Origin of the sequence: Nonomuraea sp. ZG12 (genome assembly GCF_052068115.1) — a bacterium.
Lineage (GTDB): Bacteria > Actinomycetota > Actinomycetes > Streptosporangiales > Streptosporangiaceae > Nonomuraea.
On sequence record NZ_JBQHCW010000002.1, the window covers coordinates 473742 to 490138 of the forward strand.

The following is a 16397-nucleotide window of genomic DNA, read 5'->3' on the forward strand; positions in this document are numbered from 1 at the left end:
GAGAGCTCGCATGGCGTCTCAGCCCGCTGGGCATAATGCTTGAAGCTGGGAGGTGAGCACCATGACCGGAAGGCACAGCTCCAACAGCGACACGCCGATGGGGATGGGAGGCCAGCGCAGTGGGGCGGCTGACGTTCCGAGCCCCCTCGTGGACGAGTTCGCCCCAAGGTTGCGAGGGCAGCTCATCCGGTCCGGGGACCCGGGCTATGAGTCGGCACGAAGGCTCTGGAACGGTGTGATCGACAGGCGCCCGGCACTGGTGGCGCGGTGCGACGGCGACGAAGACGTGGTCGCCGCAGTGAACTTCGCCCGCGACAACAAGCTGTTGCTCGCGGTGCGCGGGGGCGGGCACGGTGTGGCCGGCCATGCGCTCTGCGACGGCGGACTGGTCATCGATCTGTCGGAGATGACAGGGGTCGATGTCGACCCCGAGGCATGCACGGTGCGTGCACAGGGTGGCTGCACGCTGGGAGACCTCGACCGCGAGACCCAGCGCCATGGGCTCGCCACTCCCATGGGGGTGGTATCGGCGACGGGGATCGCCGGTCTCACCCTCTCAGGGGGGATGGGCTGGCTTCGGCGCAAGTACGGGCTGAGCTGCGACAACCTCGTGTCCGCGAAGGTGGTCACCGCCGACGGGAACCTGCTGGCCGTCAGCGCGAGCGAGAACGAAGATCTGTTCTGGGCGATCCGCGGCGGCGGCGGCAACTTCGGCGTCGTGACATCCTTCGAGTACCGCCTGCATCCCGTAGGCCCGGAGGTTTTCTTCTGCAACGTGTACTACCCGGCGAACCGCGCCAGAGAAGTACTGCAGTCCTGCGAACGATACGTGTCCGGGGCGCCCGATCAGGTGGGTCCGCTCGGAGTGCTCGGCCAGGTTCCAGAAACCGAGGAGTTTCCGCCGGAGTCGCACGGAGAGCCCTACGTGGCACTTCTCGCCCTGTTCCCCGGCAACCCGGCGGAGGGGGAGCGAGCCCTGCAGCCGCTCCGGGAAGTCACCGAGCCGATCTGCGACCTCAGCGGCGCCACCACCTACACGGAGGCGCAGAAAGTCCTGGACGACGACTACCCGGACGGCGGGCGCTACTACTGGACGTCCGTGAACGCGCCCGGGCTCAGCGACGAGCTGATCGAGCGTCTGGCCGAACACGCCGCTGCGGCGCCGTCACCGGACTCGACCATCGACGTCTGGTATCAGGGCGGCGCGATGGCACAGGTGGGCGAGGAGGAGACCGCCTTCGCCAACCGCAGCGCTTCCTACCTGCTCGGAATCGAGGGGAACTGGGAGGAGGAGACCGACTCGGCCGAGAACGTGACCTGGGTACGCGACACCTTCGCCGACCTGCGCTCCTTCTCCGCCGGGGGCATCTACCTCAACTTCCCCGGCTTCCTCGAGGAGGGCGAGCCGCTCCTGCGTGAGGGCTACGGCGGGAATTACGAACGGCTCTCGGCAGTCAAGGCGAAATACGACCCCGCAAACCTCTTCCACCTCAATGCGAACATCAAGCCGAAGAGCTGACGGGCACAGCTGTCCTGCACAGCCGCCGAGTATAGAGAACTCCATGGTCGCGTAGGCCTTTGCCCGTTCTGCCGCCACTCCCGAGCGCACCCGCGCGCACGCCCTACTGCCGGTCACTCTTAGCCAGGTGCCGGCTGACGACCAGGCGCTGGATCTGGTTCGCGCCCTCGAAGATCTGCATGATCTCCGGCGCCCTGCCCGTCTACCTGAGGACGTGCTTGCTGCTCAACGTCGTGAGCGCGCCCGCGTCCGCAGTGAGAAGGGCGTCCGCTGGGGCGGACGGCCTCTCGAACCCGCAGCCTGAAACTTCACCCAACCCGGTGATCGTTTCCGGTAACAGCCTGCCCCTCACGCAGTAACATCCCCGCCGGCGTCCCGTGGGCTGTGATGGCCGGCTTCCGACGCGATCCCCGGCACCTTTTGCATGAGCTTCGACATAAGCCCTGAATTGCTGCACAACGGGATCGGAGCGGCTGGGCGCTGGGTTCGGCCCCTGCGAGTCCTCGGCATCCCACGCAATCCGCCCGGAGGCCAGGGCGCATGGGTCACAGCCGGTGAGCAAGCCAGGTGGCGGGGTGCAGCGTGACGGCGAGGGACGAGCCGATGGCCGGCACAGGCGGTGACGGACCGTCAGCGGGAGGGTCGGCGAGAGGCGGCGGCAGGGGCTATGGGGCGGGGCACGGACGTGGGGGATGCGGTGAAGTTCGATCTTGGGTCACGGTAACAGCCACATCCACCTTTGACCAGATATAAGCGGAAGCTCTGACTCTTTCGACGATACTTCTTGACATTTTACCGAAAATGGCGCGTACTTCGATCGAATGTCGATCTCACTACCCCCCACCGCATCACCGATCATGACGCGACCGGCCCGGGTCCAGACCCACGTCGCGCGCGCAAGCACTGTCCCGAGCACCCGCAAGTCGCCCTCACGCAAGCGTCACCGATTGGGGAACCATGACCGAGGTAGGCAGAGGCATGGCGAAAAGCCTGCTCTCCCGGCGTGTCTTCACCACGTCCGCGACGGCTGCCGCGCTGGCAGCATTGGTCACAGCGAATCAAACCGCGGCGTCGACCCATGCCGGTACGGCCGGCACGACCATGGGCTCGGTCCGCCGCATCACCCTGTACGCCGAGCGGCTGGAGAACGGCCAGCTGGGCTACGGCCTGGAGCCCGGCGAGGCCACGATTCCCGGGCCGCTCATCGAGATGGTCGAGGGCGACACGCTTGAGATCGAGCTGGTCAACAACCTGGACGTGACGGCGAGCCTGCACGCCCACGGGGTGAACTACGACGTGGCCAGCGACGGTACGAGACTGAACGACAGCGTGGTCGAGCCCGGGGGCCGGCGCACCTACATCTGGCGCACCCACGCGCAGGGCAGGCGCGGGGGCGGCGCCGGCATCGAGCCCGGCAGCGCGGGCTACTGGCACTACCACGATCACGTGGTGGGGACCGCTCACGGCACGATCGGCATCCGGCAGGGGCTGTACGGCCCGCTGGTGGTCCGGCGGAAGAAGGACGTCAGGCCGGACAAGACGTTCACCGTCGTCTTCAACGACATGATGATCAACAATCGCCCCGCGCACGACGCGCCGGAGTTCGTCGCCAAGGTCGGCGAGCGGGTGGAGTGGATCGTGATCACCCACGGCGATTTCTACCACACGTTCCACATCCACGGGCACCGCTGGGCCGACAACCGCACCGGCATGCTGGAGAGCCTCGAGGACCCGAGCCGGATCATCGACACCAAGATCACCGGGCCCGCCGAGTCGTTCGGCTTCCAGCTGATCGCGGGCGAGCGTGTCGGCCCGGGGGCGTGGATGTACCACTGCCACGTCCAGAGCCACTCCGACATGGGGATGGCCGGCATCTTCACGGTGACGGACGCGGACGGGAACGTGCCGGGTCGACCGGGTGGCGGTCACTCGGGCGGTGCCCACTCGGGCCACTGACGGCCCGGCCCCCGCCCTCCGAGACCGGATCCGGTCGCCCCATGCCGTACGAGCACGGCCCCACGCAGACGTCGACACCCCTGGCTGCAGCCGACCTCCGAACTCACCCGCATATGGTCCGCACCCCCCTCGATCCCAAGGAGCAATGATGGGTCGAACAGGCTATTTACCGCCCCGACCACCCGCCTGGCGACGCGTACTGATCATGATGTCGAGTGCCGTCTTGATCCTCGGACTGGCGACCCCGACCGCCGTGTCGGCCCAGGCACAGGCCCCCGCCCCGGCCGCCAAGAAGCCCGCCGTCAACGTGCTGGTCTTCAGCGGTCAGGCCGCGCAGCAGGACGACCCGGTGCGGGCGGCCGCGACGGCGATCAGGGAGCTGAGCAAGAAGAACGGGTTCTCCGTCGAGGAGGCACAGGATCCGGCGGTCTTCACCGCCGACAACCTGGCTCGGTTCCGCGGCGTGGTGTTCCTGTCCGCCAAGGGCGTGAGTCTGGACGAATCGCAGCTCGCCGCCTTCCAGGCGTACATCAGGGGCGGCGGCGGGTTCGTCGGCATCCGCGACGCCGCCCGCGCGCAGGTGGACTCGGCCTGGTTCACCGAACTGATCGGCACCCGTCCCGTCGGCGCCCTCCCCATCGCGGAGAAGGTGACGGAGAGCGCGGCGAGCGCGGAGAACCCGCCGAACGAGACCAAGGACAAGGTCTTCGACGGGGACAACGACACCAAGTGGCTGGCCCGGACACCGACCGCGTGGGTGCAGGGCAAGCTGGACAAGCCCGTCGCGGTGGCGCACTACGCGCTGACGTCGGCCAACGACTTCGCCGGCCGGGACCCGAAGGACTGGACCCTCCAGGGCTCGCAGAACGGGACGACCTGGACGGATCTCGACACACGCAGCGGGGAGACCTTCCCCCAGCGATTCCAGAGCAAGGAATACAAGTTCGAGAACACCACGGCGTACCAGTACTACCGGCTCAACGTCACCGCGAACAGCGGTGAGCCCCTGACCCAGCTCGCCGAGCTGCGGCTGTTCGGGCCCGACTCCGCGCCTCCCCCCGCGGCGAAGGAGCAGAAGGCCGTCGTGGACATCCTCGACCGCCGGCATCCGGCGAACGAGGGACTTCCGCTCACCCTGTCGCGGACCGACAAGTGGCTGAGCTGGAACCCCAATCCGGTGGGCAAGGTCCACACGATCGCGCAGGTCGAGGAGTGGACCTACAACCCGAGCATGAACGGCAACGGCCCGTTCCATCCGGTCTCCTGGTGCCGTGACTACGACGGCGGCCGGTCCTTCTACACCGGCATGGGCGGCACCGCGGCGAGCTACAGCGACAAGCAGTTCCGCACGCACCTCGCCGGCGCCATCCGGTGGGCGACCGGCATCGTCCGGGGCGACTGCCAGGCGACCATCGCGGCCAACTACACCACGGAACGGCTGACCGCGCCGAACACGCAGGGCCAGCTCGACCAGATCGGCGAGCCGCACGGCCTGACCATCGCACCGAACGGCAAGGTGTTCTACATCGGCAAGGCGGCCTGCGCCACCGGCCCGATCCCCGACTGGAACGACCCGAAGGTGGGCCTCGGCTGCGGCACCATCCACCAGTGGGACCCGAGGACCAAGCAGGTCAAGCTGCTGACCACGCTGCCTGTCATGGGCAACCGCGGCAGCAGCAGCGACGAGCTGGTCAAGAACGAGGAGGGCCTGGTCGGCATCACCCTCGACCCGGACTTCGCGGAGAACGGCTGGATCTATGCGTACTGGATGCCGCACGCGTCGATCGACCGGAACAGGCGCATCGGCAAGCGGACGGTCTCCCGGTTCGACTACGACTCGCGGACCCAGACGATCGACCAGAGCAGCCGCAAGGACCTCCTGCAGTGGGACACCCAGATCCACAGCTGCTGCCACGCGGGCGGCGGCATGACCTTCGACGAGGACGGCAACCTCTACATCGGCACCGGTGACAGCAACTCCTCCGGCGGATCCGGCGGTTACTCCGGGAACAACTGGACCCAGGACTACAAGGGCACCTCGTTCCAGGACGCCCGCCGCACCTCGGGCAACACCAACGACCTCAACGGCAAGATCCTCCGCATCCACCCGGAGCCCGACGGCACCTACACGATCCCCAAGGGCAACCTGTTCACCGGTGAGGAAGAGGGCGGCGGCAAGACCCGCGCGGAGATCTGGGTGATGGGCGTCCGCAACATCGCGCGGCTGGAGTGGGACAAGAAAAACGACTGGATCACGGCCGGCTGGGTCGGTCCGGACGCCGGCGGACCGAGCGAGACATGGGGACCGGCGAAATACGAGACCGTGACGGTTCTCACCTCCGCCGGCAACCAGGGCTGGCCGTACTGCATGGGCGACAAGCAGCCCTACCGCGACCGCAGCAACGGCGACGCCACCCAGCCCGCCGAGTGGTACGACTGCGACAACCTGAAGAACACCTCGCCGCGCAACACCGGCCTCGTCGACATCCCGCCGGCGCGCGACAACATGATCTGGTACTCGCCGCAGGGCGGCGGCCCGGTCTACCCGAAGCGGCAGGACGGCAGCGGTCTCCCGACGTACAAGCAGGGCGAGGAGACCTTCACCATGCCCTACCTCAAGGGCGGCGGCCAGGCGGTCATGTCGGGCCCGACCTACCACCGCTCCCAGACCGACACCGCCAGCGGGGTCGCGTGGCCGGAGTACTGGGACAACAAGTGGTTCATCGGTGACGAGTCCAACAGCAACAACCGCATCGCCGTGACCGTGAACCCGGAGACCGCCCGGGACGCGGGCCGGCCGGCGTTCGCCGAGGACCTGCGGAACATCATCCCGGGCGGCGGCGGCGCCAACCAGCTCCAGTCGTGGATGGACGCGAAGTTCGGCCCCGACGGCGCGCTCTACATGCTCGACTACGGCAGCGGCTTCTTCAGCCTGCACGCGAACCAGAAGCTGGTCCGCGTCACCTACAAGGGCGGCCCGGCGACGCCGAACCCGGAGGCCGCCGTGGCGCGTCCCGCCCGGCAGAACGCCGAGCCCAGGACGATGACGTTCTCCAGCGCCAAGGCCGGCGGCATGGCGTGGGAGTGGGACTTCGGCGACGGCAGCGAGCCGTCGAAGGAGGCCGCCCCGACGCACACCTACGCCGCCTTCGGCACCTACCAGGCGACGCTGAAGGTCACCTACGCCGACGGCGAGCAGGTCACCGGGAAGATCCCGGTCACGGTCGGCTGCGCCGCGCCCGACGCCCGGCCGACGGTGCAGCTGCTCGACGCCTTCACCGGCGTGCGTAACAAGGCGACCGGCGGCGGCTGCACGATCAACGACCTGATCGACGACGAGCGCGGCTGGAAGAACCACAACAAGTTCGTCAAGCACCTCGACACCGTCGTGAGTCAGCTCCTGGAGGACGGCGTCATCACCGCCCAGGAGGCGGAGGCGCTGCGCACCGCCGGCGCCGAGTCGGAGATCGGGAAGGTGAACGGGTACCAGCCCATCTTCGACGGCACGGCGTCGTCGCTGCAGGGCTGGAGCCAGGCCCCGTCCGGGCAGTTCACCCTCCAGCCGGACGGCACGATCCGCAGCTCCGGCGGCCTGGGCATGCTGTGGTACTCCGACAAGGCGTACGCGGACTTCTCGGTCCGGCTGCAGTTCCGTGACAGCTCGCCCGACCCGCATCGCGCCAACAGCGGCGTCTTCGTCCGGTTCCCCGACCCGAGGACCCCGCTGGAGCAGCGTCCCGCCGGAAGCTGCGGCACGGTCGGCGCAGCGCGCACGTCACCCGCGTGGGTCGCGATCTTCTGTGGCCACGAGATCCAGATCTACGACGGCGACACGGGCGAGCCGCAGAAGACGGGCTCCGTCTACAACTTCTCGCCCAACGGCCTGAGCCGGGCCGGGGTGACCCCGAAGGGCCGGTGGAACGACTACGAGGTCCGGGTGGTCGGCCAGCACTACACGATCATCCGCAACGGCACCGTGATCCACGAGTTCGACAACACGCCGGGCAAGGCGTCGTCGCGCGCCGGTGACCCGCCCACGGACCTGCGCCAGTTCATCAGCGGGTTCGTCGGGCTGCAGAACCACGGCGGCAACGACGTGATCGACTTCCGCAACATCCGCGTGCGCGAACTCTAGGACGGTACGCCGGCCGGGTGCCGGGCCGGGGAGCGTTCCCCGTGCCCGGCACTCCACCCCAGCTCGGAAAGGTGCAGACACATGCATGTCGGATCTCTCCCCTCCCTCGTGATCAGAGTCTTACGGCGGGCGTCCGGAGCGGTGACGGCGCCGCGCCTCGCCATGGCGCTGCTCGCCGTGGCGCTTCCCGCGCTCTTCCTGTCGTCGGTCCAGGCCACCGCGCAGCCCCGTACGCAGCTCACCGCCGCGCAGGCGGCGGACCAGGTGCTCACCTGGACCGCCGACAACAGCATGACCGCGTACAAGTCGGCGCCGGAATCGGCGACGGCGGGTCCCGCCACCATCGTCTTCGAGAACAGCGCGGCCACCGGCAACACCAGCGGCATGACACACACGCTGACGTTCGACACCTCCACCCCCGGCTACAACCACGACGTCAGCCTCAACATCGTCGCCAGCCCCTTCGACGCCGACGGCGGCCGGCACATCGCCCAGGTGAACCTCACGCCGGGCAAGTACCGCTATTCCTGCGCGATCCCCGGGCACCCCGAGATGACCGGAGAACTCGTCGTCACCGAAGGCGAGGGCGAGGACACGACCGCACCGCAGGTCTCCGCGCAGGTGGCGGGCGACCAGGACGCGGACGGCAACTACGTGGGCGCGGCGACGGTCACGATCACGGCGAGCGACACCGAGTCCGGGGTGGACACCGTGGAGTACGCGCTCGACGGCGGGGAGTTCGCGGCCTACTCGGCCCCGGTGTCGGTCAACCGGCCCGGCGCGCACACGGTGAGCTTCCGGGCCACCGACAAGGCGGGCAACACCTCGCCCGTGGACTCGGTGGAGTTCACGGTGGCGGCTCCGCAGGAGGAGGACACCACCCCGCCCGAGATCACCGGGAAGGTGACCGGTGACCAGGACGAGGACGGCAGCTACGTGGGCGCGGCGACGGTCACGGTCACCGCGAGCGACGCCGGCTCCGGGGTGGACACCGTGGAGTACTCGCTCGACGGCCAGCCATTCGCGGCGTACACGCAGCCGCTGTCGGTCGACCAGCCCGGCGCGCACACGGTGAGCTTCCGGGCCACCGACAAGGCGGGCAACACCTCGCCCGTGGACTCGGTGGAGTTCACGGTGGCGGCCTCGCAGGGGAAGGACAAGACCCCTCCGCAGGTCTCGGCGCAGCTGTCGGGCCAGCAGGACTCGGCGGGCAACTACGTCGGCTCGGCGACCGTCATGATCTCGGTGAGCGACACCGAGTCGGGGGTCGACACGGTGGAGTACTCACTCGACGGCGGGGCCTACACCGAGTACCCGTCCCCCGTGTCGGTCAACCAGGCGGGCGCGCACACCCTGTCGTACCGGGCCACCGACAAGGCCGGGAACACCTCGCCCGTGGCGACGCTGAGGTTCACCGTGGTGGCTCCGGAGGACGACACCACGCTGCCGCAGGTGTCGGCCGCGATCACCGGCACCCAGGACTGGGCCTGGAACTACGTCGGCTCGGCAACGGTGAAGCTGACGGCGAGCGACGTCGGCTCAGGTCTGGACACCGTGGAGTACTCCCTCGACGGCCAGCCGTTCGCGGCGTACACGAAGCCGCTGTCGGTCAACCAGCCCGGCGCGCACACCCTGTCGTACCGGGCCACCGACAAGGCCGGGAACATGTCGGTGGGCACGGCCAAGTTCATGATCGTGGAAGCCGGCGGCGAGTAGCACCCGCCGCCGGGCAGGGGTGACGGCCACCCCGAGAGGCGAGTTCGTCAGCGGCCTCCGTCCCAGGACGGGGGCCGCTCACGCGTCAGGCCGCCCGGGTTCTCGCACGTCAGAGGTCACTTGGCCAGATGCCGGCTGATCACCAGCCGCTGGATCTGGTTCGTGCCCTCGAAGATCTGCATGATCTTCGCCTCGCGCATGTACCGCTCGACCCGGAACTCCCGCGTGTACCCGTACCCCCCGAAGACCTGCACCGCGTCCGTGGTCACCTTCATCGCGGTGTCCGTGGCCACCAGCTTCGCCACACTGGCCTGCCGGCTGTAAGGCAGCCCAGCATCCCGCCGTCGAGCCGCATCCACATAGGTAGCCCGCGCACAGTCCACCCCAGCCGCCATATCAGCCAGCAGAAACCCCAGCCCCTGATGGTCGATGATCTTCTTCCCGAAGGTCTGCCGCTCCATGGCATAAGCGACGGCCTCGTCCAAAGCAGCCTGAGCCAACCCGGTAGCACAAGCGGCGATCCCCAACCGCCCGGAGTCCAGAGCGCTGAACGCGATCTGCAACCCCTGCCCTTCCTCCCCCAGCAGCCGATCATCCTCCAGCACGACCCCGTCATAGTGTGCACTGGTAGTGGGCACCCCGTGCAGCCCCATCTTCTCCTCAGGCCGCCCAAAGGTCAGCCCTTCAGCCGCCCCAGGCCCCAAGAAGCAGGAGATCCCCCGGCTCCCGTCCCCAGTCCGCACGAACAAGGCATAGAAGTCAGCCTTCCCCCCATGGGTGATCCACGCCTTGTTCCCCGTGACCCGGTAACCCCCCTCGACCTTCGAAGCCTTACAGGTCAGAGCAGCGGCGTCCGACCCGGCCTGCGGCTCCGACAGGCTGTACCCCCCGACAAACTCCCCGGCCAGCATGGCAGGCAGCCACCGCTCCCGCTGCGAAGGGCTCCCATAGGTGGCCACCGGAAAACAGGCCAGCGTATGCACACTGGTAGCCACCGCCACGGCCGCCCACCGCGCCGCCAGCTCCTCGATCACCTGCAGGTACACCTCGTACGGCTGCCCACCCCCGCCGAACTCCTCCGGATACGGCAACCCGAGCAGCCCAGCCTGCCCCAAGGTCGCGAACAGCCCCTCAGGATAGGTCTCGGCCCGCTCGTGCTCATCGACCCGCCGCCCCAGCTCCTTGTCGGCGATCTCGCGGGTCAGCTCGATGAGGTCCTCGGCGTCCTGGCCGGGCAGCAGGCGGTCAACGGTCACGTTCGCTCCTCAGGAGGCGGGGTGCACGGCGGGCTCGTCCAGCCGGGCCAGCGAAGCCCGGCACTGCTCACGCCACTCGGCGACGCGCGCCAGCTTGATGTCCTCGTACCCCCGGATCATCTCCGGCAGCGAGGCCAGCGAGCCGACGGCATCGGCGGTGTCAGGATCCAGCCGGACCAGCGCGTCACGCATCAACTCACGATATTCGGTGATCAAAGCCCGTTCGACCCGCCGTACCCCCGCGTACCCGAACACGTCGAGCGCCGTGCCGCGCAGCACGCGAGCCGCACGCAACCCACGAAAGAGCACCCCCGCCGACCGGCGCAGCTTGATCTTGCGCTTCATCCCCAGCGCCCGCAGCACCGGCGGGTGCAGCAGCACCGACACCACGGCGTCCGCGCCGAACTCCCGCTCCCGCACGGCCTTTTCCTGCGGGTCCAGGTGCAGCCGCGCGACCTCGTACTCGTCCTTGTACGCCATCAGCCGGTGCAGGCTCCTGGCGTAGGCGAGCGCGATCCGCTCCCCGGCCTCCTGGCCGGCGCGCGACGTGGCGACCGCCGTCACGTGGTTCACCTCTTCAGCGTACGTGCGCGCGTACGCGGCGTTCTGGTAGCCGGTCAGGTCGGCGACCCGGAGGGCCACCGCCTCCTCCAACCCAGCGGGTTCGAGATGCGCCGGGGCAGGAGTCGCCGTAGAGAGCACAGCGGCGAGGTCCACCACGGCGGCGCGCCCCCAGCGGAAGGCGGCGAGGTTCCGCTCGACGGCGGCCTGGTTGAGCCGGATCGCCCGCTCGATGGCGTCGGCCGAGATCGGCAGGCAGCCGTGCTGGTAAGCGGCGCCGACGAGCAGCATGTTGGCGGGCATGTGGTCGGCGAACAGCGCCTCGGACAGGCCGTGGGCGTCGAGGTAGAGGTTCTCGCCGGAACGGGTGGCGGACTCGACCCGGACGATCGCGTCGGCGGGCGAGCCGGGCAGGGCGGCGCGGCCGGTCACCATCGCGGCGGTGGGCACGATCGAGGTGTTGACGACGGCGACCGTCCGGCCAGGCGAGGCGACGGCCAGGTTCCCGTCGGCGGCGGCCCCGAGCACGTCGAACCCGATCAGCACGTCGGCGGTGCCGCGCGAGGCCCGCACCGAGCCGTCGACCGGCCGCCGCGAGACGCGTACGTCGCTGACCACCGGCCCGCCCTTCTGCGCGAGCCCCGTCTGCTCCAGCCCGGCCACATGCAGGCCGTCGAGGTGGGCGGCCATCTGCAGGATCTGCGAGACGGTGACGACGCCGGTGCCGCCGATGCCGGGCATCCTGATGAGCACCGACTCGCCGCCGACCCGGCTGACCGGCTCGGGCAGCGCGACGGTCAACTCCATGGGCAGCTCGGGCACCGGCCGCACCTGCCGGGTGCCGGGCTCGACGAGCAGGAACGACGGGCAGTCGCCCTTGAGGCAGCTCAGGTCGGTGTTGCAGGACGCCTGGTGGATCCGGGTCTTGCGCCCGAACTCGGTCTCCACCGGCTGCACCGACAGACACGTGGACTTCTCCCCGCAATCGCCGCAGCCCTCGCAGACCCGCTCGTTCACCACGACCTTGGCCACCGGCGTGGGCAGTTTGCCGCGCTTGCGCAGCCGTCGCTCCTCGGCGGCGCAGCGGTCGTCGTGGATGAGCACGGTGACGCCGTCCAGCGCGGCGAGGTCCCGCTCGGCTTCGGCGAGGTCGTCGCGGTGCCGCACGGTGGCGATCTCCGCGAGCCTGACCCCTCGGTACGTCTCCGGCTCCGGCGTCGTGACGATGATCCGCCGTACTCCCTCCACCTCCACCGCCCGCGTCAGCGCGGGCACGTCCAGGCGGCCCTCGGCGCGCTGGCCGCCGGTCATCGCGACCGCGTCGTTGTAGAGCAGCTTGTACGTCATCCGCACGCCGGCGGCGACGGCGGCCCGGATGGCGAGGGAGCCGGAGTGGTGGAAGGTGCCGTCGCCGAGGTTCTGCACGAAGTGGCGGTCCTCGGTGAAGCTCGCCAGGCCGATCCACTGGGCTCCCTCGCCGCCCATCTGAGTGATGCCGACCTGGGTGCCGCGCCCGCCGCCGTCCAGCGCGATCATCGCATGGCAGCCGATCCCGACGCCGACCAGCGTGCTGTCGTCGGCGCGGGTGGAGGCGTTGTGCGGGCAGCCGGAACAGAAGTACGGGGTCCGCGCGGCGACCATCGGCAGCATGCGGCGGGCGGGCCTGACAGCTGACTCGGCGGACGACAGATGGACGGCCTGGCGGGGCAGGCGGTCGGCGCCGACGCAGGCGGCCAGCGCCGTGGCCACGTCCTCGGCGCCGAGGGTGCCGCGTGCGGTGAGCAGCTCGCGGCCCGTCACGACGGGGGTGTGCGCGCGGCCGTACAGGGCCTGCTTGAGCTGCCCTTCGAGGAAGGGCACCTTGTCCTCCACGACGAGCACCCGCTCCAGGTCGCCGGTCATGGCGGCCAGCTCGGCGGGGTCGAGCGGGAACGGCATGGCGAGCTTGATCAGCCGCAGCCCGAGCGCGTTCATCGCGGCCTCGTCCACGCCGAGGTCGGCCAGCGCCCGCTGGACCACGGCGAAGCCGGTGCCGGAGGCGAGGATGCCCAGAGTGGCCTCCGGCGCGGTGGAGACCACCCGGTTGAGCCCGTGCGCGCGGGCGTAGGCGCGGGCCAGGTCGAGCCTGCGGGTGAGCATGTCGTGCTCGGCGTCCAGCGAGGCCGGGCCGACCAGCACGGGGGACTTGCCCCGGTCGGCGCGGCCGGGGACCGGGACGCCGTCGGACAGCGGGCCGAGGTCCACGGTGGCGGACGCGTCGGCGATGTCGGCGACGATCTTCAGGCCGGTCCACAGGCCGGTGGCGCGGGACAGGGCCACCGCGTGCAGCCCGTACTCGATGATCTCCGCCACCGAGCCGGGCGCCAGCAGCGGCATGGACAGGCTCTGCACCATCGGCTCGCACGAGCTCGGCACGGTGGAGGACTTGCTGCCGGGGTCGTCGCCGATCCAGGCCACGGCGCCGCCGAGGGCGGAGGTGCCGGCCACGTTGCCGTGCCGGATGGCGTCGGCGGCCCGGTCCAGGCCCGGATTCTTGCCGTACCAGAAGCCCGTCACCCCCTCGTGGCGCTTGCCGGGAAGCTGACCGAGCAGCTGGGTGCCGGCCACGGCGGTGGCGGCGAGCTCCTCGTTCAGACCGGGCCGGAACACGACTCCCGCCGGGTCGAGGAAGCGCGCGGCCCGGCCCATCTCCATGTCGACCCCGCCCAGCGGGGAGCCCTGGTAGCCACTGACGAAGACGCGGGTGTCGAGTCCGCGTCGCTCGTCGAGGCGGCGCTGCTCCAAGGTCAGGCGGACCAGGGCCTGGATGCCGGACATCAGCACGCGGCCGTCGGCGGCGGTGTACCTGTCGTCCAGCGACACGGGGGTCGTGCTCACGCCGGAACCTCCTGGGCTTCGTGGTGTGACCCATAGCACAGCAACGTCGGACGATGGTGCGCAAGTATCCGACGACCAGATCGGACAAAGACGCAAAAAGTTATAGTTACGACTAGGAATAGCCGAGGTTGTTTGCGTCTGATGGGATGGTTCCGGCATGCCCGAGGTGGATGAGATCGATCATCATGTGCTGCGTCTGCTGCGTGAGGACGGGCGCAGGACCTTCTCCGAGATGGCCGACAAGGTGGGGCTGTCCGTGGCCGCCGTCAAACGGCGGGTCGACCGGTTGCGCGACATCGGCGTGATCACCGGCTTCACGGTCCAGATCGACTACGCCAGGCTCGGCTGGGGCATCGAGGCCTTCACCGAGCTGCGCTATCCCGGCACCACGCCGGTCAGCGACATCGTCCGCACCACGGTCGGCGTGCCGGAGGTGCAGGAGGTGTTCACCATCGCGGGCGATCCGGACGCGATGATCCACGTACGGGCGCGCGACCTCGGCCATCTGCAGCAGGTCATCGACCGGCTGCGCCGCGCCGGGGACGTCACGGGCACCAAGACGCTCCTGGTGCTCGGCTCCTGGACCCACGAGACGGTGCCGGAGGCCTGAACGGCACGTTCGGACTCCGTGATGCAACAGAGACATCCCTCCCTCTCCTGCATTTCCGGATTTATCCGTACGTTCAGGGAACGCGCGCACTTTGACCCGGGTCACCCCCCAATGGTTCCGAGGAGCAATCATGCGTTCCCGCTTCCGCAAGGGCGTGCTCGGCGTGGTCGTCGCCGCCATGACGCTGTCCTGCGTCGCCTTCACCGGCACGGCCAACGCCCACCCGCGCCACCACAAGGACCCCGTCCGGGACCTGGTCCAGGCCGTCTCGGGCAAGAACGTCAACAAGCACCTCAAGGTGTTACAGGCGATCGCGAAGGTCAACGACGACACCCGGGTGTCCGGCACCCGGGGCTTCGACCTCTCCCGCGACTACGTGGCCTGGAAACTGCGGGCGGCCGGTTACCAGGTGACCGTCCAGCCGTTCGAGTTCCTGTTCGAGGGCTATCGGACCCCGCCGGTGCTCCAGAGCGCCGGTGCCGACCCGAAGACGTACACCTACGGGTTCTTCAGCGACTACGTGGCCATGGGCGACTCACCGGCCGGCTCGGTGAGCGGTCAGACGCAGGCCGTGGACGTGGTGCTGCCGCCCGGCGTGCCCAACAGCTCCACCTCCGGCTGCGAGGCGAGCGACTTCGACGGCTTCGTCGCCGGCCGCATCGCCCTCATGCAGCGCGGCACCTGCAACTTCCGCGTCAAGGTGGACAACGCCATGGCGGCGGGAGCCGCGGGCGCGATCGTGTTCAACGAGGGCCAGGAGGGCCGCACCGAGGTCGACCTGAACCCGGTGCTCGGCGGCCCCGGCGTGACGATCCCGTCGTTCTTCACCAGCTTCGCCGTCGGCCAGGAGCTCGCCGCCACGGCGGGCGGCTCCGTCACGATGAACTGGGACCCGGTCTCCGAGACCAGGACCACGTACAACGTGATCGCCGAGACCAGGAGGGGCGACCCGGGGAACGTCGTCATGGTCGGCGCGCACCTGGACAGCGTCCAGGAGGGGCCGGGCATCAACGACAACGGCTCGGGCAGCGCCGGCATCCTGGAGGTCGCGCTCAAGTTCGCCAAGGCCAAGCCGAAGAACCAGGTGCGTTTCGCCTTCTGGGGCGCCGAGGAGTTCGGCCTGCTGGGCTCGCAGCACTACGTGGACGCGCTGCCGGCCGAGGAGCGGGAGAAGATCACCCTCTACCTCAACTTCGACATGATCGCCTCGCCGAACTACACCTTCGGCGTCTACGACGGCGACGGTGACGCCTTCGGCACGGCGGGGCCGGAGGGGTCGGCGCAGATCGAGGAGGACTTCGAGAAGTTCTACGCCGGGCGCGGCCTGCCGTTCACCGCGACCGCGTTCACCGGCCGCTCGGACTACGGGCCGTTCATCGCCGCCGGCATCCCGGCGGGCGGCCTGTTCACCGGCGCCGAGGTGCTCAAGACCGAGGAGGAGGCCGCGATCTTCGGCGGCACCGCGGGCATCCCCCTCGACCCGTGCTACCACAGCGCCTGCGACACCATCGAGAACGTCAGCGCCCAGGCACTGGACGTGAACTCCGACGCCATCGCGACCCTGGTGGCGACGTACGCCTTCGACACCGGCACGATCGGCGCCACCGCCCCCACCCCGGCCGCCGCCCGCACGGCGGCCCCCCACCGGCACGGCCCCGCCGAGTCCCGCAACTAGCCGGCCCACCGGCGCCCGCCCCTCACGGCGCGGGCGCCCCGGCCTGCCGGGGCACGGGCGGGCGTCTTGGGCGGGGTGGCTTGGTGCGGGGG

8 protein-coding genes are annotated in these 16397 nt (G+C 69.6%); 6 read left to right on the forward strand and 2 right to left on the reverse strand.

Annotated elements, in window-relative coordinates; all coding sequences use genetic code 11:
• Positions 1-61: 61 nt before the first annotated feature.
• The 4 genes from ACTMTF_RS09270 to ACTMTF_RS09285 all read left to right on the forward strand — a co-directional run bounded on the left by ACTMTF_RS09270 (position 62) and on the right by ACTMTF_RS09285 (position 9326).
• Positions 62-1519: an FAD-binding oxidoreductase gene (locus ACTMTF_RS09270; protein WP_441110221.1), complete on the forward strand. Its 1458-nt coding sequence runs from the start codon at positions 62-64 to the stop codon at positions 1517-1519.
• A gap of 978 nt (positions 1520-2497) precedes the next feature.
• Positions 2498-3475, forward strand: a complete 978-nt coding sequence (locus tag ACTMTF_RS09275; protein ID WP_441110222.1) for a multicopper oxidase domain-containing protein — start codon at positions 2498-2500, stop codon at positions 3473-3475.
• Positions 3476-3698: 223 nt separating this feature from the next.
• The gene (locus tag ACTMTF_RS09280) at positions 3699-7610 is read left to right on the forward strand and encodes a ThuA domain-containing protein (protein WP_441110223.1); all 3912 of its coding nucleotides are present in this window, start codon (positions 3699-3701) and stop codon (positions 7608-7610) included.
• A 108-nt stretch (positions 7611-7718) separates the two neighbouring features.
• Positions 7719-9326 (forward strand): OmpL47-type beta-barrel domain-containing protein, encoded by a 1608-nt coding sequence (locus ACTMTF_RS09285; protein ID WP_441110224.1) that lies wholly within the window; start codon positions 7719-7721, stop codon positions 9324-9326.
• A gap of 116 nt (positions 9327-9442) precedes the next feature.
• Here ACTMTF_RS09285 and ACTMTF_RS09290 read toward each other — a convergent pair whose 3' ends face one another.
• Together ACTMTF_RS09290 and ACTMTF_RS09295 are read right to left on the reverse strand one after the other, a co-directional pair.
• Positions 9443-10582: an acyl-CoA dehydrogenase family protein gene (locus ACTMTF_RS09290; protein ID WP_441110225.1), complete on the reverse strand. Its 1140-nt coding sequence runs from the start codon at positions 10580-10582 to the stop codon at positions 9443-9445.
• A gap of 9 nt (positions 10583-10591) precedes the next feature.
• On the reverse strand, positions 10592-14020 hold the full coding sequence (locus ACTMTF_RS09295; RefSeq protein ID WP_441110226.1) for an indolepyruvate ferredoxin oxidoreductase family protein: 3429 nt from the start codon (positions 14018-14020) through the stop codon (positions 10592-10594).
• A 157-nt stretch (positions 14021-14177) separates the two neighbouring features.
• Here ACTMTF_RS09295 and ACTMTF_RS09300 point away from each other — a divergent pair, with 157 nt between their 5' ends.
• Positions 14178-14630 carry an Lrp/AsnC family transcriptional regulator gene (locus ACTMTF_RS09300; RefSeq protein WP_397017673.1) on the forward strand — a complete coding sequence of 151 codons (453 nt, stop codon included), beginning with the start codon at positions 14178-14180 and terminating at the stop codon, positions 14628-14630.
• Between the two features lie 130 nt (positions 14631-14760).
• Positions 14761-16305, forward strand: a complete 1545-nt coding sequence (locus ACTMTF_RS09305; protein WP_441110227.1) for a M28 family metallopeptidase — start codon at positions 14761-14763, stop codon at positions 16303-16305.
• Positions 16306-16397 lie beyond the last annotated feature (92 nt).

Bases quoted from the DNA above. Each gene is read 5' to 3' on its own strand.
- ACTMTF_RS09300 (WP_397017673.1), top strand. From the start codon at position 14,178: ATGCCCGAGGTGGATGAGATCGATCATCATGTGCTGCGTCTGCTGCGT.
- ACTMTF_RS09275 (WP_441110222.1), top strand. From the start codon at position 2,498: ATGGCGAAAAGCCTGCTCTCCCGGCGTGTCTTCACCACGTCCGCGACG.
- ACTMTF_RS09305 (WP_441110227.1), top strand. From the start codon at position 14,761: ATGCGTTCCCGCTTCCGCAAGGGCGTGCTCGGCGTGGTCGTCGCCGCC.
- ACTMTF_RS09270 (WP_441110221.1), top strand. From the start codon at position 62: ATGACCGGAAGGCACAGCTCCAACAGCGACACGCCGATGGGGATGGGA.